The organism is Sphingopyxis sp. GW821-FHT12C06 (assembly GCF_058807415.1).
This window is the reverse complement of record NZ_JBXAQR010000003.1, coordinates 101,999-121,569: the sequence shown is the minus strand read 5'-3', so window position 1 is coordinate 121,569 and position 19,571 is coordinate 101,999. Positions and strand designations below refer to the sequence as shown.

Annotated in this window: 21 protein-coding genes; 8 read left to right on the top strand and 13 right to left on the bottom strand. The window is 63.1% G+C overall.

What is annotated here, in order from left to right; translation table 11 throughout:
- Nucleotides 1-56 precede the first annotated feature (56 nt).
- Nucleotides 57-956, bottom strand: a complete 900-nt coding sequence (locus AC1RRJ_RS09750) for a helix-turn-helix transcriptional regulator (RefSeq protein ID WP_493122049.1) — start codon at nucleotides 954-956, stop codon at nucleotides 57-59.
- A 118-nt stretch (nucleotides 957-1,074) separates the two neighbouring features.
- Between AC1RRJ_RS09750 and AC1RRJ_RS09745 the strand changes: the two genes are divergently transcribed.
- From AC1RRJ_RS09745 to AC1RRJ_RS09730, 4 genes are read left to right on the top strand one after another with little or no spacing between them, the layout of a single operon-like run.
- Nucleotides 1,075-2,040 (top strand): CBASS oligonucleotide cyclase, encoded by a 966-nt coding sequence (locus AC1RRJ_RS09745; RefSeq protein WP_493122047.1) that lies wholly within the window; start codon nucleotides 1,075-1,077, stop codon nucleotides 2,038-2,040.
- Nucleotides 2,041-2,044: 4 nt separating this feature from the next.
- The gene (locus AC1RRJ_RS09740) at nucleotides 2,045-2,563 is read left to right on the top strand and encodes an HORMA-1 domain-containing protein (RefSeq protein ID WP_493122045.1); all 519 of its coding nucleotides are present in this window, start codon (nucleotides 2,045-2,047) and stop codon (nucleotides 2,561-2,563) included.
- Nucleotides 2,563-3,510 (top strand): AAA family ATPase, encoded by a 948-nt coding sequence (locus AC1RRJ_RS09735; RefSeq protein WP_493122043.1) that lies wholly within the window; start codon nucleotides 2,563-2,565, stop codon nucleotides 3,508-3,510. The genes AC1RRJ_RS09740 and AC1RRJ_RS09735 overlap by 1 nt, the downstream gene beginning before the upstream one ends.
- Nucleotides 3,507-4,247: a DUF6602 domain-containing protein gene (locus AC1RRJ_RS09730; RefSeq protein ID WP_493122041.1), complete on the top strand. Its 741-nt coding sequence runs from the start codon at nucleotides 3,507-3,509 to the stop codon at nucleotides 4,245-4,247. The genes AC1RRJ_RS09735 and AC1RRJ_RS09730 overlap by 4 nt, the downstream gene beginning before the upstream one ends.
- A gap of 288 nt (nucleotides 4,248-4,535) precedes the next feature.
- Here the strand turns inward: AC1RRJ_RS09730 and AC1RRJ_RS09725 are convergent, their stop codons facing one another.
- From AC1RRJ_RS09725 to AC1RRJ_RS09695, 7 genes are all read right to left on the bottom strand, one after another.
- Nucleotides 4,536-4,745, bottom strand: a complete 210-nt coding sequence (locus AC1RRJ_RS09725) for a hypothetical protein (protein ID WP_493122039.1) — start codon at nucleotides 4,743-4,745, stop codon at nucleotides 4,536-4,538.
- A gap of 149 nt (nucleotides 4,746-4,894) precedes the next feature.
- Nucleotides 4,895-5,116 carry a helix-turn-helix transcriptional regulator gene (locus AC1RRJ_RS09720; RefSeq protein WP_493122037.1) on the bottom strand — a complete coding sequence of 74 codons (222 nt, stop codon included), beginning with the start codon at nucleotides 5,114-5,116 and terminating at the stop codon, nucleotides 4,895-4,897.
- Nucleotides 5,117-5,121: 5 nt separating this feature from the next.
- Nucleotides 5,122-5,535 (bottom strand): CopG family transcriptional regulator, encoded by a 414-nt coding sequence (locus AC1RRJ_RS09715; RefSeq protein WP_493122035.1) that lies wholly within the window; start codon nucleotides 5,533-5,535, stop codon nucleotides 5,122-5,124.
- 119 nt (nucleotides 5,536-5,654) lie between these two features.
- Nucleotides 5,655-7,598, bottom strand: a complete 1,944-nt coding sequence (gene rlxS, locus AC1RRJ_RS09710) for a relaxase/mobilization nuclease RlxS (protein ID WP_493122033.1) — start codon at nucleotides 7,596-7,598, stop codon at nucleotides 5,655-5,657.
- Nucleotides 7,599-7,864: 266 nt separating this feature from the next.
- Nucleotides 7,865-8,758 carry a HEPN domain-containing protein gene (locus tag AC1RRJ_RS09705; RefSeq protein WP_493122031.1) on the bottom strand — a complete coding sequence of 298 codons (894 nt, stop codon included), beginning with the start codon at nucleotides 8,756-8,758 and terminating at the stop codon, nucleotides 7,865-7,867.
- Nucleotides 8,759-8,882: 124 nt separating this feature from the next.
- A complete protein-coding gene (locus tag AC1RRJ_RS09700) occupies nucleotides 8,883-9,239 on the bottom strand; it encodes a hypothetical protein (RefSeq protein ID WP_493122029.1) in 357 nt (118 codons plus the stop codon).
- Nucleotides 9,240-9,533: 294 nt separating this feature from the next.
- Nucleotides 9,534-9,857 (bottom strand): DUF736 domain-containing protein, encoded by a 324-nt coding sequence (locus tag AC1RRJ_RS09695; protein WP_493122027.1) that lies wholly within the window; start codon nucleotides 9,855-9,857, stop codon nucleotides 9,534-9,536.
- A 532-nt stretch (nucleotides 9,858-10,389) separates the two neighbouring features.
- On the opposite strand from AC1RRJ_RS09695, the gene AC1RRJ_RS09690 reads away from it, so the two are divergent.
- On the top strand, nucleotides 10,390-11,208 hold the full coding sequence (locus AC1RRJ_RS09690) for a hypothetical protein (RefSeq protein WP_493122025.1): 819 nt from the start codon (nucleotides 10,390-10,392) through the stop codon (nucleotides 11,206-11,208).
- Between the two features lie 108 nt (nucleotides 11,209-11,316).
- On the opposite strand, the gene AC1RRJ_RS09685 is transcribed toward AC1RRJ_RS09690, so the two are convergent.
- Nucleotides 11,317-13,143, bottom strand: coding sequence for a ParB/RepB/Spo0J family partition protein (locus tag AC1RRJ_RS09685; RefSeq protein WP_493122023.1), 1,827 nt, complete (start codon nucleotides 13,141-13,143; stop codon nucleotides 11,317-11,319).
- Between the two features lie 603 nt (nucleotides 13,144-13,746).
- Between AC1RRJ_RS09685 and AC1RRJ_RS09680 the strand changes: the two genes are divergently transcribed.
- Nucleotides 13,747-14,769 (top strand): hypothetical protein, encoded by a 1,023-nt coding sequence (locus AC1RRJ_RS09680; RefSeq protein WP_493122021.1) that lies wholly within the window; start codon nucleotides 13,747-13,749, stop codon nucleotides 14,767-14,769.
- A 249-nt stretch (nucleotides 14,770-15,018) separates the two neighbouring features.
- Here AC1RRJ_RS09680 and AC1RRJ_RS09675 read toward each other — a convergent pair whose 3' ends face one another.
- The gene (locus AC1RRJ_RS09675) at nucleotides 15,019-15,693 is read right to left on the bottom strand and encodes a hypothetical protein (RefSeq protein WP_493122019.1); all 675 of its coding nucleotides are present in this window, start codon (nucleotides 15,691-15,693) and stop codon (nucleotides 15,019-15,021) included.
- A gap of 58 nt (nucleotides 15,694-15,751) precedes the next feature.
- Here AC1RRJ_RS09675 and AC1RRJ_RS09670 point away from each other — a divergent pair, with 58 nt between their 5' ends.
- Together AC1RRJ_RS09670 and AC1RRJ_RS09665 are read left to right on the top strand one after the other, a co-directional pair.
- The gene (locus AC1RRJ_RS09670; RefSeq protein ID WP_493122016.1) at nucleotides 15,752-16,249 is read left to right on the top strand and encodes a hypothetical protein; all 498 of its coding nucleotides are present in this window, start codon (nucleotides 15,752-15,754) and stop codon (nucleotides 16,247-16,249) included.
- Nucleotides 16,246-17,352, top strand: coding sequence for a hypothetical protein (locus tag AC1RRJ_RS09665; protein ID WP_493122014.1), 1,107 nt, complete (start codon nucleotides 16,246-16,248; stop codon nucleotides 17,350-17,352). Before AC1RRJ_RS09670 ends, AC1RRJ_RS09665 begins: the two co-directional genes overlap by 4 nt.
- Before the next feature lie 215 nt (nucleotides 17,353-17,567).
- Here AC1RRJ_RS09665 and AC1RRJ_RS09660 read toward each other — a convergent pair whose 3' ends face one another.
- Genes AC1RRJ_RS09660 through AC1RRJ_RS09650 form a run of 3 tightly spaced genes read right to left on the bottom strand, consistent with a single transcriptional unit; the run spans nucleotide 17,568 to nucleotide 19,552 of the window.
- The gene (locus AC1RRJ_RS09660; protein ID WP_493122012.1) at nucleotides 17,568-18,287 is read right to left on the bottom strand and encodes a PP2C family protein-serine/threonine phosphatase; all 720 of its coding nucleotides are present in this window, start codon (nucleotides 18,285-18,287) and stop codon (nucleotides 17,568-17,570) included.
- A complete protein-coding gene (locus AC1RRJ_RS09655) occupies nucleotides 18,288-18,992 on the bottom strand; it encodes a hypothetical protein (protein WP_493122010.1) in 705 nt (234 codons plus the stop codon).
- On the bottom strand, nucleotides 18,989-19,552 hold the full coding sequence (locus AC1RRJ_RS09650) for a hypothetical protein (protein WP_493122008.1): 564 nt from the start codon (nucleotides 19,550-19,552) through the stop codon (nucleotides 18,989-18,991). Before AC1RRJ_RS09650 ends, AC1RRJ_RS09655 begins: the two co-directional genes overlap by 4 nt.
- Nucleotides 19,553-19,571 lie beyond the last annotated feature (19 nt).

Sequence of the window (19,571 nt, the reverse complement as noted above, 5' to 3'; positions counted from 1 at the left end):
GCCGCGTTCCTTCCGGGCAGGAAGTGCACCCGGCGCAGCCTTGCGGATAACGCGATCTATTCTACCGGGAACCTAGATCGTTCCGCGATCCGGCGCTCGGTTTCCTCTCTGGCCTCGATGATCGCCCGCTCGACCGCGGCGAGGTTCTTCAGGCTTATCTGTACCCGCGTCGGCGGCAGGTCGGGCAGATCGAGATTCATTCGCTTGATAAAATAATAGGCCATCGACAGGCGAACCTCGATCTCGCGGCACCCGTCCTTCATGTCAAAATCACGCTGAATGGCGAGGCGCTGCTCGTCGGTCAGGCCGGTATGCGGGTGGAGTTCGAGCGTAATCCGCGAATTCCATGCGACATCGTCAGCCGGATCGTAATCTGCTCTCGCTGACGAACCGATTTCGCTGATGCGGCTGAGAACAAAATCGCGGAAATCCGAACGGTCGCACGCCCAGGCGCGCATGTGCCACCGATATCCGTCGAATGCCAACGCGTGCGGCGCCACCTCCCGCCAACGCGAATTGGTGAGCGACTGATAGTGAATGTTGAGGCTTCCGCGCGACTTGATCGCCGCAAGAATGCGCCGCAGGCATTCGGCATCCACATTGCGCGCGATGTCCGGGACCATGTCGATCGAAGGGATCGACTTGAACCACAGGTCCCGATCCTGAAGCGCGCCTGTCAACCAGGCCCGCAGTTGCAGCAACAGCCGATCGGCTGAGATTTTGAGGAAGCGCGGGGCGAAATGCGAACCGGGCAGGAACGCCTTGTTCGACGAATTATACTCGATATTGCGACCCGCCATCTCGCGATACTGGCGAAGATCGACGGATGCCTGAGGCGTCGAGATGTCGAAGACCTGCTCCAAATCCGCGCGGTTCAGCATCCCCTCCCAGAACAATTTCCACTCGATGAACTCCATGCGGCGCTGATGCGTCCACGGCCGTTTGTCGTCGCTCATCCCGAAACATCCCTATAGTATCTTGACGGGTCAAGAAATAATACCCATCTAGTTTTAATGCGGATCACCCGATTCGCTCATTCTGTCTCTCAGGTCAAGGGACGCAAAGGGGATTACAGTGAGCCGGGATCATGTTTCGCATGCCGATATCCAGCGCTTTGCGGTGGACCGGGTAAATCTGCCGAAGGACAAGTCGGACGAATATCGCGCCCAAGCGAAGCGGCTTCGCGAGAAGCTCGAGGGATATCTCGACGAACATCCCGATTTCACGCTCCGCAAGATGATGTTGTCGGGCAGCCTCGCCAAGGGCACGGCGTTGCGCTCGCTCAACGATATCGATGTGGCATGCTATATCAGCGGGGCCGACGCGCCGCATTCGATCGCCGAACTGCTTGACTATCTTGCGGAGCGGCTACGCAAGGCATTCCCGAATTTCACGCCCGATCAGGTCCAGCCGCAAACCTACTCGGTCACCGTCTCGTTCAAGGGGTCGGGGCTCGATGTCGATGTCGTGCCGATCCTCTACGATGGCGACCCGAACTGGTACGGCAATCTGGTGAGCCAGGATGATGGATCCTTTCTCAAGACGAGCATCCCGCTGCACCTCGAATTCGCGAAGAAGCGCAAGCAGGCGCAGGAAAAGCATTTCGCGCAGGTGGTTCGGCTCCTCAAATTCTGGGCGCGGCGGCTCAAACAGGAACAGGATGGCTTCCGCTTCAAATCCTTCATGATCGAGCTGATCGTCGCGAAGCTCTGCGACGATGGCCACGACCTGTCGGACTATCCCGAGGCGCTGCAGCATTTCTTCACCTACATAGCAACGAGCGACCTGCGCCAGCGCATCGCGTTCAGCGACTATTACGACCCGTCGACCGTCGGCACGCTGACCGACCGGCTCCAGATCATCGATCCGGTGAACGCCGAGAATAACGTCAGCCGGCTCTATTCGAACCAGCAGGCCGACGCGATCGTCGAAGCCGCGCTCGACGCCGGCGATGCCATCGATGCCGCGCTTGCGGCCCCCACCAAGCAGCTAACCGTCGCCTATTGGCAGAAGGTCTTCGGCTCCTCCTTCCAGGTGTAATCAGATGTCGAGCTCAAGCTTTACCGATACCGGTTCCGTCACCTTCACCATCACCCACGCACGCCATATGGCAGCGAAGATCGCCACCGACCTCAAGCGCATGCAGCGCCTCTACGGCGGCATTAACGACGATACGATCGCGCTCTTCGAGGCCGAAGCGACGGTACTGATGAAGGCCGGTTTTCTCGACTATGTCATTTATGGCTTCAAGCGCAGCGGCACCTGGATCGAGCCGACGCTGCGCTACGACGCCCGCGATCTCGCGGGCGGCCTCGCCGCAGACGATGATCCGGGCCGCATCCGCCCCGGCAGGGACGTGTCGGGCGCCGAGTTCGCAAGTTTTCTGAGTTACAATGCGGCATATTACGCCGCGTCGCAAAGCGACCGTGAGCAGTTCGCGCGCGATCTTCCCTTCCACCGGTCATCGGGCAGCGAACCGCTGATCAGCGGCGTGCTGCAAAGCGACCGCATCTATTCGGCAGGCGGGCGCTCGCTCGACCGGTCAAGCGTCAGGAGCTACTAATGCAGGGCCAGACCTCTCTCGACGACCTGTTTGAACGGCGCATGACCTATCCCGACATCGAACCGCGCGAACGGCTTGCCCGTCTCATCGGGCTCGACGACCAGAAGCTGCGGCTAACCAAGATGCTCGGCCTCCTCGTCAACCCCGCCGGCCTCGAGAGCTGGTCGAAGACTTTCCACCCGTCGGGTGCCGAGAGGCTGCTCGATACCGTGCTGCGGCGCCCGCCGCTCGTCATCCTGGCGGGCGACGTCGGGTCTGGGAAAACCGAGCTTGCAGAAACGATCGGCGACGCCGTGGCGCGCCAGGAGCGCATCGACATCACACTGTTTCCGCTCAGCCTCGCCGCGCGCGGCGAAGGCCGCGTCGGCGAAATGACCCGGCTGCTTTCCGCAGCCTTCGATCATACGATCGATGCGGCGGCAAAGCTCAAGGCCGGGAGCGGCAAGGCACGCGGCGCGGTCGTTCTCCTCGTCGATGAGGCCGATGCGCTGGCCCAGTCACGCGAATCCGCCCAGATGCACCATGAGGACCGCGCCGGTGTAAACGCCTTCATTCGGGGGATCGACCGCCTGGCCAACCTGCGGCTGCCCGCCGCGGTCATCATGTGCACCAACCGTTTGGGTTCGCTCGACCCTGCGGTGCGGCGCCGCGCGGCCGATATCCTGTCTTTTGCCCGCCCCGATGACGACCAGCGGCGCCACATCCTCACGGAGCAGCTCCGTCCGCTGGGTGTCTCGGCGGCCGACATCGACAGCTTGGTCCGCTTGACCGGCGCCTCCAAAGCGGAGCCCGGCTTCACTTTCTCGGACCTGATGCAGCGCCTGCTTCCGGCTATTGTGCTCGACGCCTACCCCGACCGCGCGATCACCGGCCCCGGCGCGATCGCGATCGCGAAGACCCTGTCGCCCACCCCGCCGTTTCGCGATATCGAAGGAGGCGTCCGATGAGCGCTGCATGGTCCCTCACGACCCTCCTTTCGGGACTCCACGACGATATTCAGCAGCGCCTCTCCACGGCGCGGCAGGCCTTCGCTCACCCGGGAACGAAGGGCGACGCGAGCGAGCGCGTGTGGCTCGCCCTGCTCCAGACCTATCTCCCCGAGCGATACAAGGCGGCATCCGCTCATGTCGTCGACAGCCTCGGAAACTTCAGCGACCAGATCGACGTCGTCGTCTTCGACCGGCAATATTCCCCCTTCATCTTCCAGTTCGAGGGCCAGACGGTGATCCCCGCCGAAAGCGTCTACGCCGTTTTCGAAGCGAAGCAGTCGATCAATGCCGAGCAGGTCGCCTATGCCAAAAAGAAGGTCGCGAGCGTCCGCCGCCTGCGCCGAACGAGCCTTCCCATTCCGCACGCGGGCGGCACCTATCCGCCAAAACCGCTTGCGCCGATAATCGGGGGGCTACTGACGCTCGGCAGCGACTGGAGTCCGCCCCTCGGCGATCCGCTGCGCGGTGCGCTCGCCCTTGGCAGTGACGATGAGATCCTCGACCTGGGGTGCGTCGCGGCGCACGGCATCTTCAGCTGCGACACCGGGCGCGGCCAGATCCTGACGCGCATGAACAAGCCTGCGACCGCGTTCCTATTCGAAATCATTGCGCGATTGCAGGAAAAGGCGACCGTGCCGATGATCGACGTGCGAGCCTATGCAGAATGGCTCGACGTCGAGATTGAAGCCGACTGAACCATCTCGGACTGACGGCCCGCCCCGCCGACAAGCGCACGGTTGGCAAAACAATTGCGCGTCGATCCAGCGCATATGTGCTTCGCCGATGCCGCTGATCGGCGGATCCGCGCAAGCTTGGCCCCGCCAGCCTGCAGGCAGGCAGCGATTTCAGGGTAGATGAAGAGACGTGGGGCGGCTTCGCCCAGTTCGACTTCGACCTGTTGCTGGGCGACATGCGGCTGCGCCAGTGAGGGGCTGCGCTATTATTCTGGATATTTCGCGTACCCGATGCGTTCCTTGCCAGGCCTAAGCGGCTCCAAGCCGCTCCAGAACGTCGATTTGTTCCGCGATCCGGTGCGTCGCCTCGTTCAGACCGGTAATCACTCTATTCTGCTCACCTTCGGTGGTTTCCTTCGTGGCCAATTTTCCCAGCTCACCTTCCCACAGGTTCAGGCGATCAAGCTGAACCTTCAGATTCTGCCTCACCTTTTCAACGCGTTCCTGCCAACTTTCCATTCTTCTTCTCCGATCGATGCAACGTGGGGCCGTTCAGTAAGGCCCATCAGATTGCATCACAATCCTGTCTGGCGAGACCGCCGCCGAGATTCTCGCGAGGTCTACGGAACAGCGGCAACGAGGCAAAACGAAAACCGCGCCGCCCGGCGTTACCCGTCCAGCATGCCCGTGGCGTAAATATTGGTGATCCAAGCATTGACCTCGGACTCGCGCCAGGCCGCGCAGCGCTCGGATATCTTGACCTGCTTCGGGAACGAGCCGTCGGCGATCTTCCGGTAAAGCGTCGCCCGGCTGAACCCCGTGCGGTCGAGCACGACGCCGATCCGCAGGAAGCGCTCTGGTACCGGAAACGTTGCAACATTGTCATCCATGATTGTCACTCCTTGTGGGCATCCGCGGCTTGCCCGCGAGACGATAATCCGGCGACGCCGCCGCGCCGTTCGACGACATCGAGCAGGCGCGCGAACCGCTCGCGGCCGAGCGCGGCGGTTTCGGGATCGAACGGCGGCTGATGTGCGACGAGCGTCAGCTGATGCTGGACGAACACGCCGACGAGTTCGGTGAGCGTATCGACCTTCGTCTCGAGCCGCTCGGCGGCGCGCTGCTGGCGATCGAGACGCGCGCCGAACCGGCCTTCGATTTCAGTGGCGCCAAGGCGCTCGACCCAGGCTGAAAACGCCTCCGCCATGATCGCGGATTTCGTAGCGCCGGGCCGGCTGCCGAGGGCTTCCAGTTTCTCGGACAATTTCTTGTCGAGATAGAGCTGATGACGATATCGCTCGCGCCGCATTTTGCTCTCCTCGTGACAGGGCGTCTCGAATGGAGGCAGGATGGTCGGGCGCGCGGGATGGGAACATAGTCTCTTCGCCGCATTTCAGCGCATGTGAAGGCACGCTATTTCAATGCCGATCACATACTAATTCCGATCCCGCGCGAACGCCCGATGGTCCAGTCGATGCCGCCGGGTTTGGCGGTGCCGGCGATCTCCTTGCCGATCGCTTTTTCCAGCACCGGGCGCCACGGCACGAGGGTAAATTCCTTCGCCTTCTCGATCAGGCCATATTTGCGGTCGCCGATCATCACGCTCCGCGCGAGCTTGCCCTCGACCCGCCCGCCCGCTTTGGGCTCAACAAAGTCGAGTCCGAGTTCGGCGCTGATCTGCGCGGCGACGCGCCGGAGCTCGCGCTGACGGAGCGTCGCGACCATGTTGCGTGCATAGACGGTCCGCTCGCCGTCGGTCTCGGCGAGCCCCTCTTCGATCAGCCACTGGCGGCGGGCATCCTGCGCCCGGCGGACCTCCGCCCCGAAACCGCGCTCGAGCCGCACCGGCTTCGCGGCGGTGAGTTCGCTGTCGAGCCAAGTGGCGCCATCGTGCCGCGCAATGTTCCGCAGCCCGCGCTCGGAAAGTATATCGACGATAACCGGCGTTTGCCTGCGCTGGTCCCGCTCATAAGCGGCGGCGCGCTCGAGATGATCGGGCGCAATCGCCCAGCTGCCATCCGGGTTCCGGTCGGCGGCACGCGCGAGCTTGCGCATCGACTCGAGGCGGCGGATGTGGGCCTCGATAAACTCGGGCGATGCCTTCGGGTCGTGCAGGCAATGGAACTCGGCGCTGTAGCGACCGTCATTGGCCGCCGCGATCGCGGCGACCGTGCGGTCGACCTCGCGCGGCACCGCGGGCCTCGGCGTAATCGAGACGATCGCGCCCGAGAGGGCGCGCTCCTCGCCGGTGCCGATGTCGACATAATGACTGTGTCCGTCGACACCGTCGACGATCAGATAGTGACGATCGGCATGCTCGTCGGCGAGGCCGCGCGTCACGACGCGCCCGACGATCGGCACCCCATGCTTCGGGTCGAAGATCGCCTGGTCGATCGCCGAGCGGCCCGGCAGCTTCGTGCGAAGCTCGCGCTGCATCGCAAGGATGATGTCGCCGCGTTCGCCCATGCGGCGGAGCGTCGCTTCGATCTCGCCGTCGAGCTTCCAGCTCCCCTGCCCGATCTCGGCGGCGAGCCCGAGCTTGCCGAGCGTCTGGAGCCGTCCGGCGCGGAGGCTCTGTTCGTGCGGATCGGGATGCACGGCGCGCGCGATGCCATGCTCGGCCGAGGCGAGCAGCCGGCGATCGATCGCGGTGAAGCGGTGCTGCGTCACCTCGCGCGCGGCGGTGCGCTCGATTTCGAGACGGGTGCGCGGGCCGAGATCCAAGCTCACAATGTCTATGGCGCGCTGGCGCAGGCCATGCGCGATATAGGCGGGCGCGATGACGAGATTGGCGCCGCGGTCGGTGACGCCGCGCAGCATGATATGGCTGTGCGGATGGCCGGTGTTGAAGTGATCGACCGCAACCCAGTCGAGCTTCGTTCCGAGATCGGCTTCGGCCTGCGCCATCAGCCGCCGCACAACGGTCTTGAGGTCGTCATATTGGTCGCCATCCTCGGGCGCGACGATGAAGCGGAACTGGTGACGATCGCCATCGCAGCGTTCGAGGAAAGTCTTGCCATCGGCGGCGTCGGTTTGAGGACCGTATAACACACCGCGTTCGCCCTCGCGCGTCGTGCCGTCGCGCTGCAGATAGGAGAGATGCGCACGCGATGGCCCGATGCCCTTCGCGCCGAGCCGGACGAGCCGCGTCTTGACGATCACGCGGCGCGCGTCCGAATGAGCGAAGCGATCGGATATCGAGAGCAAGGCCGCGACCGGTCCGCCGCGACCGATCCGCTCGCCGGTGAAGCGGCGGCGCGACGACGCCTTCCCTACCCCGGCACGGTTGCGGCGGAGCAGCAGTTCCACCCGCACCGATCGGTCCCGCCCGATGCGGCCGAGCCAGAGGTCGAAGTCATATTCATCGGCCATCGTCGGTTCCTTCCCGTCAAAAGCACCGATGAGGGAGGCGCTGCGCACCGCTTCAAGAGCCTCCACTTTTGTCTCTTCGGAGAGGCGCGGCTAACTGCCGAAAATAGGGAACGAGTCCCGCAGCGTGGAGGCTGCGCCATTTGCAGTCTCCATGTAAAAGGATGTGCAGACAGTGGCTTAGGGTCGACGGAGGAGATCCACCCTGTATCTTGCCATCGCCCTGAATTCCCGACTCCGCGCTCAAATCGTCTCAACCAGCCAAGCGATCAAGCCGACAGGCGCGCCTCGCAGACCTGCTTGACCATGGCTTCGAGGACACCGACGCGCTCGCCGATCCACGCCAGTTCCTCGGCGCTGATCTGGTAATGCGGCGAGTAGCGCGCATTGACATAGGCAAGCCGCAGAAGCTCGAAGCAACGGCGCTCGAACTTGTCGCCGCGCGGCCAGGCCTCGACCAGCTCGGGTGCGATCTGCTCGCATTGCGAGCGCAGGAAATTAAGCCGATGCGACTTGGGGCTGTAGAGCGAAAGCACCAAAAGGACGCAGTGATAGAAGCGCTCCGTGGCCTGATGATAGTTGAAAGCAGCAAGCTTCGCGCTACCCCGGCTACGATGAAATTCGGCACCCGCAAGGAACTCGCTGGCAGTCGAAAACCATTCGTCGAAATGCTTCTGCGCTTCGATTTTGGCTTCATCGGCGGGCAGCTTCCGCGGCTGAGCAAACTCATAGCCTTCGGCTTCGTAGAGTGCGACGCCCTGCTCGACGATATCGATAAAGAAAGGCCGCCCGCGCTCGAGCTGCGCGTTCACATCCTTGAGCGCATGAACGATAAAGCTGACCGGCGCGGTGAGCGTCTGGTTGATCGTGACCTCGCGCATCAGCCGATCTTCCGCCACCGACCAATGCTCGAATTCAGTAAGTCGCTCGTAATTGACCACGACCAGAATGTCATAGTCGGACGTGTAACCGCCGACCGGATCGTCGACCCAGTCGCCGCGCGCGTAGCTGCCGTAGAGGACGATCTTGAAGATGCGACCCTTGCGGTTCCAGTCCGCATTGCCCCGCGCATGCGCCGTTTCAAATTCCTCGAAGAGGATGCGCACCACATCGGCGAGCTCGCGCTGTTTGGACTGCGGAAGATGATCGAGGGACGTGCGCATCAGGAGGCCAGCCTAGCAAGGCGGAGTCGCGAGCGCACCCCGATTATGACCGGGGTGGACGCAATATTTTCGGCGAGGAAAAAGAGAGAAGCAGCGCCCTTGCGGGCGCCGCCTCCCGAAGCGTTCATCGCGCCGCCGTATAGGCATCGAGCGCCTCTGCCTGCGTTTCAAACTCGCGTTTGCCGAGCAGCCCCTGCACCCGATCGCGTTCATCGACGACCACGACCGCGACATAGAAGCTATCGCCCATCTGCCCCATCACGACCATGCGGTCGAGCAATTCATCCTCCTCGTCGAGACTTTCATAGCAGCCGAGCCAGCGCTGCGCATGCCGCGCCTCCCAGGCAAAATCGGCGTCCTCTGCATCGACAAAGTGCCGCGCCAGCCCTTCCGCAGCCTCCCGCCCGAACTCGAATTGCAGCCCTGCAATTAGGCGCTCAAGCACGCGATCCGATGCGGTTTCAATGACCGAATGAAACATGGACTTTCTCCTCCGTAACGTCCTCCTCATCGAGGACATCGTCCCGACGACGGGCGGCGGCGCGGCTGTCAGGGCCGCCGGAGCGCAGCGCAGGCGCCGCGAAGCGGCGGTGGGAGGAGCCGATTTTCGAAGAAAATTGGAGGGCACCCGCCGGCCTTGCACAGCCGCGCCGCCGCCCGTCATACTCGGCCTTGCCGAGCCGAGCCCCCACCCTCCCCGCCTTGCGCCGCCGCCACAGGCGGGCACGGAAAAGCCCCCGCGCCGCGATGGGCGCGGGGGCGTGAAGAACCGCGATCAGTCGGCGGGATTCCAGATGAGCGCATAGGCATCGTCGTCATCTTGGCCCGCCGCGCGGCCGAGGTTCGCGTAGAGGCGGCGCGGCCCGAACTCGGGGGCGGCGAGGCTGAGCGACACATAAGGTTCGCCCGAGATCTGCCCGGTGCGGATCCAGCCGGCGCCGATCTCGACGCCGTCCGAATAGACGCGGTAGTCGGGCTGGACGTCGCCGCTCTTCGAGCGGTTGGGGCGGATTTCGAGGGCGGCGCGGATCGAAAGCGTCTTGAGCTGCCCGACATATCCCTCGCCCATGGTGCCGTTCACAAAGCCGATGGAAGCCATTGGTCGTCTCCTTGGATAGTGCCGGCAGGACCATTCCCGCGGCATGGGCGAACCCGGGGACCGGCGCGCCGGGCGCCCCGCGCACCCGCAGGGCCGCAGCACAGCAAAGGACCGGAGGGACCGCGATTATTTGAAGCGAAGCGTCCGCGAGGAGGCGGCACAGCCGCCGGGGACATAATCGCGGTCCCGATGGTTGGGCGGGGCGCCGCGCCGGTCCAAACGGATCGCCGCTGCGGGATGTCCGGGCGGCAAATCGGGCCGGGACGATCATGGTCCGGCATATGAACGGTAACCGGGCGATTGGCAGGGCAGCCGGCGCTGATCGCGGCGCATGCACTCTGCGCCGAACGCCAAGACCCCTTGTCCTGGCGCGCGGTCGCACCTATTATCGACGCGAGGTTAGGCACCCATGACCTGTCGCCGGGTCAGACGTCTGATAGAATTTAAGTCTTCGAAACAGCACTCACGCAACCCTTCCAGCGGGCTGCTGCGTAATCGGCGAACAGCAATGCCCGGTCATTGGAGGCGTTTCGTGTTCACCCTTTCCATTCCCGTTACCGAGACCAATATCGATATCGTCAAGCGCGCGCTTGCGAAGACGATGCCGCAGGTCAAATCCTCACACCGCGCCGAAGCCATGGCCCGCGGCCTTGGCTTTGCGAGCAATGCAACGCTGCGCGCGCAGCTCGATGGGCCTGTGTCCATCGAGCGCCAGATCGATGGTGAGGCGTTCGAGCGCTATCTTCGGGATCGCCGGTTCGATGTGCCGGAATCGATGCTGTATCGTGCGGCGGCGAAGGCGGCGCTGGCGGTGGTCTTCGACATATGGCCCCGTCTCGTTCGTCACGGATTTGGTATCGGCAACCATGAGCGCAGAGACGATGGCGCGTGGGAAACCGCACCCGAATATCTCGCCCGCTTCGATGCGGCGCGGCGGGAGTTTCTCGACAATGATAACATCCCGCCCTTCCTTGCGAGCCTCGCTTTTCTGTCACGCGTCGAACGGACGAAGACGACCAGGCGCGATATATCGAGCCATGGCGTGAAGCATATCGCCGAGAATTATATCTGCACCTATCCTCGCGGCGAGACGCTCGGGCCGGTCTATGTACCCAATGGATTGCTGATCGCCGCCGCTGTCCATGCAGGCTTCATCGTGAAGCCCGCGACCAACGAATATGGTGCCGAATTGCAGGTCGCGCACTTCAACATGAGCAAGATGTCGCTCGTCGATCTCGACTGCGGAATCCGCCCCGAAGGGTCGCGCGCGCAGGATCGGCGCCGCACCGAAGAACGGCGGGCAAGGCACAAAGCCTATGGCCGTTCGGCGGGCGTCATCTTCTTCGATTGAGACAAGATCGCGCCGCCCGGTCCGCTTGCGGACGGGCGGCGCGCCGGATTTTTGAGGGTCCGGGTCCGATAGCGGATTGGGGGCGGCGCGAGGCCACACCCTGCCCTGTCAGGCAGCGAGCGGCGGCGCCTCGCCAAGGTCCGGTTCGCCCTCCGCTTCGGCGTCATCGACATCGAACGGCGGTTCGTCGTCGGGGTTCGGCGCGATGCTGCTGGCAATGGCCTTGGCGACGCGCGCATCCGCGCCGATGCTGCCGACCCCGCCGCGCGCCGTATAGGCGGAAGGGGGGAACACCATCCATCGGGGTACCCAGCCCTCGACTTTGGCGCGGCCAGTGTTGCCCGCGAGGCAGTCGGCGATGATCGCTTTCAGCGCCTTCGTCTTCGCGTCCCGGTTCGCCGCCGCGACATCCTTGCCCGCGACCTCGGCAACGATAGCGAGCAGCACTTCGCGGTCGCGAAGCTGGCCGAAGAACGCCGCGTCGGCCTGCCAGTGGCGGCGCATATCGGTTCCGAGATGAAGTCCGATCATTTCGGTCGCCTCGCTTCCCGCCTGCAGCGTCTCGCCCATCACGATGGCGACGATCTCCAGCACCACCGGGTCCGGAAGTTCGAGCAATCGCTCGAACAAGGGTGCAAAAGGGGGACGGTGCATCGGCCTTCCCGTGACGGTCGGCGCCTCGGGATCGAAGCCGAGCACGGCGAGCACCGCGCGGCGCTTGAGGTCGAACGCGGTTTCGGCGGGGCAGGTTTCGACGCTTTCGGCGATGTCCTCCTTGGGCGCCTTCTGCGGTTCGACATCGACGCGCCAGAGGTCCGCGCCCGCGATGACATGCGCGAGCATCGCGCGGAGCGCGACCCCGCCGTGGCTTGCGAGATCGGCGCGCACGGCGGCATGGCGATGAAGATCGATATAGGCGTTCATCGCCGATGTGACCTCGGGCCGCGTCGGCTTGCCGGGGTCCGGCGACGCGCTGCCACCGCCCTCGCTCCGCGCGATCCGCGCCGCTTCCTTCGTCGTCAGATAGCCTTCGTGGAACGTCACCTCGCCGCTGCCACGAACCTCGACATAGATACGTCCGCCCTTGCGCTTTGGCGCGTGAACATGGTCGTAGGAGCGGAACCAGTCGCCGCGTTCCATGATGACGACATCGGCCCATCCGGCCTCGAGATAGTCGGCCCGGCGCGCCTCGATGACCGTCATTTGCGCCGACCAGAAGGCATCGCCGTCGGTAAAGAAGCTGTCCTCGCCGAACAGGTCCGACACAATGGCGAGCTTGGCCTCCGCGACATCGAACAGCGCGTGCTTCACCGCGATGGCGGTGCCGCCGAACAGCCATGCTTTCAGCTGATGACCGGTCGGGCAATAGGCGCCTTCATCGTCGAACAGGCCAAGCCATGCCTTCTGCTGGCGCTTCGAGGCGAGGGTGAGATGCCGGACGGTGCCCGCATCGATCTCGCCGCCGCGATAGAGAGTGCGGATGCGCGGCAGGAGATTGCCGAGCGCAAGGATACGCTTCACGGCGGGCGGCTCGAACCCGAAACTGCCCGCAACCTCCTCGACGCTGCGCCCTGCCTTGACCAGCGCCACGAAAGCTTCCCACTGGCTCACCTCGTCAGGCTGCACCCGCGCGAGATTTTCGAGCATCGACGCTTCGAGCGCATCGGCATCGTCGCCCTCGTCGAGGATGGCGCAGGGAATGGGCCGGACCGCCCCGCCCTCGCGCGCGACGGCACTGACGGCGGTGAAGCGCCGACGCCCCGCGACGATCTCGAAGCGGCCTTCCGAACAATTGGGGCGGACGAGCAGCGGCACGAGCACACCGCGCGCACGGATGCTCGGCATCAAATCGGCGACGTCGGGGTCTTTCCCCTTCGCGCGCATGTTGGCGGCGGCAATCGACAGATTGCCAAGGTCAATGAAATCGAGCTTCATGACGGTCTTCCTTCTCTCAAGCCACACCCGGCCCCGGACGGCGAGGCGGGCGGCGAGAAAAGGCGACGGGACCGCGCCAAAGGACGGCGCGCACCCGAGGGGCCGCAACGAAGTGAAGGAGCCGGGTATCGCCCGGCTTGCGCGACGGCCGAGCGGTCCCATAGCCGTGCGCCGAACGACACGCTGTCCGGGGCCGGCCAAACGACAAGGCCGCCGCGCGGTCAGCGCGGCGTCAACACCGGATAACAGACGCGCCCTTGGCGAAGCCGCAGGCGGGGCGGCGTGCGCGCGGATATGGGCTTAGCCGCCGCCCCGCCAAGACAAGCGAGCCGAGAGCGCTGCGCGGCCCACCGTGCAAACGCGCGACCTCTGGCGGCAGCTTGCCGCCGCCAGTGCGCGCCCATTTGAGGCCGCGCTCATTTACGGGCAGCTGTGCGCCCGATGTCGGTCTTTTAGGCTGTCTTCCAACGATGTTTGAAAAGGAAGTTCGATTTACAATGAGGTCGCAATGCAGGTGAGTGAAAATCGCGGCAGATCATGAAGTTATTATCGCTCTGGATTGAGGGCCTTTCCTGGCGCTATGCTTCAATGGGAGGAGACATCATGCCGACCGAGGACAGGTTTAAGCAAGCCGTCATCGTCACGCTGGCGAAGCGGGCGGCGAACATCTGCTCCAATCCCGATTGCCGCGCGATCACGAGCGGGCCCGCGGACGATCCCACGAAGGCCGTGAATGTCGGTGAGGCCGCGCATATCTACGGCGCCAATCCCGGGTCTGCCCGCTACGACGAGGCGATGGTGTCCGCCGATCGCGCGGCCATCACCAACGCGATCTGGCTCTGCGGAAATTGCCACACGCTCGTCGACGCCGACGAGGCCGGATTTCCTGCCGGCCTGCTGTTTGAATGGCAGCGTGAGCATGTGCGCCATGTGTCGGAGCAGGTCGGCAAGACCGGTGCCGCCATTCGCCAGCGCTACGAGCGCCGGCATCTGGAGGAGTTCGGCAAGCTCAGCTATCTCGCCGAGCGCTTGATCGTCGAAAAAAACGATCTTTGGGAGTATAGGCTGACCGCAGAAGTTCTCCGCTTCGAGATGGCGCCGGTCCTGCGGCGATGGGATGCGCTGAAGCGCGGGCTTTACATCAAGCCGCGAGTGCGGATGGGAATCCGCGATGTCCCCGATTTCTTCAGGGATCGCCTGTCTGAGGCCCAGCAGATCTGTGCGGCCTTCGAGCAGCTGCTCAATCACGAGTTCGACCGGGCCTGGGGTGAGAAGGGCGTGCCAGGCGACGATGCGCTGATCCTCGCGACGTGCCGGCTGTTCGCCGAACTATGCGGCAGCGCGCTCGCGTGGGAAGAACAAGTCCGTTTTGTCTCGGTGCACGAATATTATCGCGACTTGTTCGCGTTGATGCCCGGCGTCGGGGGGCAATTCATCGAGCAGGCCGAGCGGGTTCCGGTCTTCCTGGCAGAGACCTTTGCCGGCGATGGCCCCACGTCTGGGAAGCATATTCTGACAATTGTCTTCCGATTGCCGGACGGCTGGTCCGAGAAAATGACAGCTGCCCTCGAAGAGGCCGCAGACAAGATCATTGCGGGGATGGAGGCCGGAGAAATCTCATACTAGGCGAGTTGCGGCCGCATCGGAGCCGCGGCTGGCGCACCTTCTTCGACTTATACAAGATCGCGCCGCATTTTTAGGGATCCGGGTAGGGGGCAGGAGCGTCGGCGCCTCTTCGAGGCCCGGTTCGCTCGCCGCTTCACCGATGCAAGAGATGCAAAGCCCGAAAGACGTTGGACAGCAACTCTTTGATCATCGGAGCTTTGCTCGGCCGGCCCGAGTAATCGGCGCCCCTACCCCCACGCAAATCCGCGCTCAGAAATAATCGGGATCGATGATGAGGTCGAGCCGTGCCGGATCGCGCGGATCTTTCGCCACCGGCCCGCGTCCGCCCGCATTGGCAAGCCGGATTCCCCGCCCATCGGGCGACCAGTCGGTCGCCTCTTCCAGTTCACGCAGATATTGTAGCAGCCTCGGCCAGTGCCGATTTTCTCCTACACGCGGACGCCGCCGATCGCTCCCCGCGAACAGCGCGTCGAGTGCTTTACGCAGAATCTGGCGAAGCGGGTGCCTGCCCGCGCCGCACCGGTAAATTTCTTCGAGTATGGCGCCCTTGATCGCCTTGGGGGTGAGATCATCGAGATCCACCCATCCGAGAAGGACCTCGCCGACGTCTTCGCCGGACTCGATATCGAGCGCGTCGAGGAGGCGTTTACCACCCTCCGCGTCCTTGCGGAGCCGCGCCTTCATCGTCTCGAGCGCATTCTCGAATGTCTCCATTGCGCGACTGCCGTGCGCCTCGAGTTCGTCGTCGAAGACGTCACGCCACGCGTCTCGCAGCTTCCTGAGCGCATTCCAATAGGCCTGCGACGCAGGCTTTCCGCCGCCGTTAGATTCCAGAAATTCGTCGAGCCGCATGCCATTCCCCCCAAACAGGCTGGCGCAAGTGCGCAGAGCTGTGCTCAGTAGACCGCTCAGCCACAGCGTCAATCGCGAGACTCCGCCAGAACGGTGGCACGGACGGGCGTCTGCGCAAAGGGGGAGCGACATGCTAGGAAACGACTGGAAGAGCCGCGACTATTTCGCGGAAATGTATGTCGCTGGCGTAATGGCCGATGCCGGGTGGAATATCTATTTTCCGCACCGCGACCAGGGGTTCGACCTCATCGCGACCTTGCCGACCGACGGGGGAACGATCGTCCGTCCGGTCCAGGTGAAGGGCAAATATCCGACCGAAGGCAAGACCGACAAGGCCCGCTACGGCTATGTCGGCAAGCTGACCGCCTTTCACGAGGACATGGTGCTGGCGATACCGCTCTTCGAAGGCATGAGCGATCCGGCCCCGACGCATATAGCCTGGATGCCCCGCCACGAGATCAAGCCGATGTCGGGCGATCGCTGGCGCTGTGAACCGGCGCGCTTCGTCGGCGGCCATCCCGAACCGCGGCCCGGCCTCGCTTTCTATTTCGGCGCCCCCGGCCTGCTCCGGCTCGCCGCGTCGACGGGCATCGACCTGATCAGCGCCCCCGGGGAGCGTGAAACATGACCATCGCGGCCCCGCATTTCGAGCGCGAGTTCGCGCGCTTCCGCGATATCATCTATCCGCGGTTTGGCGATGGTCCCTTCACCAGTTTCCACGACGGCGCCGCGCGCCATTGGGAATCCTACAAACCGCGGCTGCGCGAGGTCGCGCTAGGCCGCCTCGGTGCCGACCGCTGGAGTGTGGCGGACGTCGGGAGCGGCGTACCGCTCGAAGGGATGATCGCCGCGATCGAGATCGATGGTGACGAGCAGAGCCGTAATAATCTGCTCCCATGGAAAGATCGCTACGGTCCCGGCAGCGCCGCCCATGCGGCGCTTCTCGCCGCGCGCGGACAACCGGCGGCGCGGCGAAGGCTCGACGAATGGCTGTTCGACGCCTTCGTGACGCGAAACGAGCCCGACATGCTGTTCGAGCGGTTCCGCGCGCTTGCCGGCGATGGCTATCCGCTCGCCGCCTATGTCTTCTTCCTGCTCGACATCGAACGGTTCGCGCCGATCGCACCGCAAACCTTCGACCGCGCCTTTGAGCGCCTCGGCATCGATTTGGCGATGAGCGGGCGCTGCTCATGGAGCAACTATGCCAACTATAACGAGGCGATCGACGCGGTGCGGCGCGCGCTCGCCGATATGCCGGGCTTCGAAGACACCCGTCCTATTGACGCACACTCCTTCTGCTGGATGCTTGTGCGCATGGAGGACGCAAAGCCCGGCACAGGACAGGCGCCCGGCCTCGTGCGGCACGCGAGCGCCCGGCGCCGCGCGATCTACACGATGGCGGACAACGCGGCGCATGCCGCCAATCGGTCGGGTCAGCAGGCGACGACCACCGCCAAGACCAAGGAAATCCATCATGCGCGCGAGGAGCTCGTTGCGATCATCGAGGCACTGATCGAAGAACAGAACGGACTATGCGCGCTGACCGGCCTGCCGATGCAGTGGCGCGGCGACCATGACGACAGCGAGCTCTGCGCCTCGCTCGACCGGATCGACAGCGATGGTCACTACCGAAAGGACAATCTCCAAGTCGTCTGCTGGTTCGCCAACCGGTGGAAGGGCAAGAGCGCCGACGGCGAATTTCGCCGACTGCTGGGGATGATTCGCGGCTGATCGATATTGGTTGCCTGCCAACGGCCGGTCAGCAACACGTCGAAATGTCGGCATCGCCTCATTGGTCATTGGTTCAGGCTGATCGGCCGCACTAGGTATCCCACGCGAGGTTGAGCACGACCGCCGCCATCGCGGCTTTGTCGTGCGGCAGAAATCGCCATAATGCTTGGCAGCGATCGCGGGGCTATCCTGAATCGCATATCTGAAGGGCATCATCACTTGGGCTGAGCAACGAAGTTCTCCGTATGCCTGTCCAGAATGATGCTGGCTTGGCCAAGCTCGAACCTCAACGACAGCGCGCTGCAATCATCGACGAATTCGGTATTCGCAAGATCCATATTGGCCAGAAAATCGATCTGAACTTTCGGATCCAGAGTTGCCCAGAAGCCGTCTGTTGCCAAGACAAGCGCTTCATCGCCTTGCAATTTCAGATCGTATATATCCGGGACCATGAATTCGCGGCTTCGAAAACTGCGCGTCAGCCGGTGCCGCAGCGGGGAAACCGCTATCTCGGCGATCGGTAAATCCTCGATGGGATTGGCAAGGGTGTGCGGTCTCGTTCTCCAGTCAATTCCGTCAGCTTTGCATACTCCCGCCACGCAGTCGCCTGCGTTCAACAGGAGCACCGCACCGTTAACTTGGACACAGGCTACGATAATGCTGGCGGAATCCTTGCGAAATTGAGGTGCCAGCTCGCCATGCAGCCCGCGCATTCGGTCGATAATCTTATCCGGACCCGTCTCGCCTTCGGCTACGAACCAGTTGACGAGCTCCTCGGCAATTTGGTGGGCGAACTTGCCGCTTTCGGAGCCTGATGTCGATCCATCGAGCAAGACACAAAGAGCGGACGTTTCTCGCAGTCCGACCCCGCACCAATCCCGGTTGTCCTTGGTGTGCTGGCCCTGCACGCCGCGCCAGCTGATCGCTATACCCATTCAGGCGTCGCCGCCGGCCGCAATCAAGGCCGTTATGCGTTCCTGGACTATATCGACACGGCCTTCCGGGCCATTGATGTTGCCGTGCAAAAAATGCTCGAACTCCGGATGCTCTTGAAGGGCAAGAAGATGCTCCGCAATGAATGCGCGCACATCTTGGTCAGCGGCCTCTACCTCCGCGACCAGTTCTTCCCGTCCATCGATAACGATCAAGACGTCTTCCAGATCGTGGCTGGATAACGGGTCATTTCCTCCGCGGTCGTTGTAGGCGTCAAGTTTGGTAGCGATGAAAAGGGGCGAGATGAGACATTTGATCTCGAGCCCTCCCGGCAGCGTATATGAGACTGCAGTTGCGACCCCTTTCTCATACCATCGATTGCTGAACCCCAGGATTTCCCCGTCGACAGGCATAAAGTCGACTTTGAGTTCTCCGAGCCGTAGTCGGCACATCAAATTGTCTTCCGAGGATGCGGTAAAGCCTTGCGCCCTCAACTGTTGTTCAAGACGCATCCATTGTGCAGGCCCTGTCAGGTCGACGATCAAGTCGACGTCATCGGTGGTCCTGATGTCCTCCAGGGTAATGTCGTCGGTCACCAACAGCGCAGTCGAGCAACCGCCGACGAATATCAGCTGCTCGCGAAGCTCGTCACCAAGGGCGGCAGCCACGGTTTCGAGCATCGCCAGAAGTTGTCCCTGCACGGTCATTGCTTCAACAGGTCCTCTTCAAGCCTGCGCCTGGCGAGATTCGTCTCTCGCTGGTTTCCCAATCGTATTGCATCGATCAGAGCGAGATACTCGTACAGGTGCGCGTCTTTTGGCGCCGCTTCTGGCACAGATTTGAAGAGTGGCTCGATGGAGAGACCTTTCTCCCTGCCTTTGGCATAGGGCCAAACATAGATATCCTGTCCGGCACTTATGAGTTCGCCTTTGAGCATTGGCGCGGCAAATGCGGTTGCGATGCCGCGCTGCGGAGCACCCGGCTTTGCGGGGAAGGCATATTTGAGCCCGTGCGCGATGAACTCAAACAGGTTCCGGCGATTAGGTTTGGGATAGCCACCGCTCTTTATAGCAAGAGCGGCATCAATGCTCCGGTTGAGCGAGGCACTCACTTCCGTTTTGCTTATCCCCAAGGCAGCTCCTAAACCGCGAACGGAGTATGGATCGACTGGCCCGGATGGGGTTTGCGGGCTGCCTAAAAAGCCCTGTCTTTCTTGTTCCTGCATGCTCACAAGCTTAAGCAGCACCACAATATCTTGGCTTTTCATCCTTCAGAACTCCGAAGCG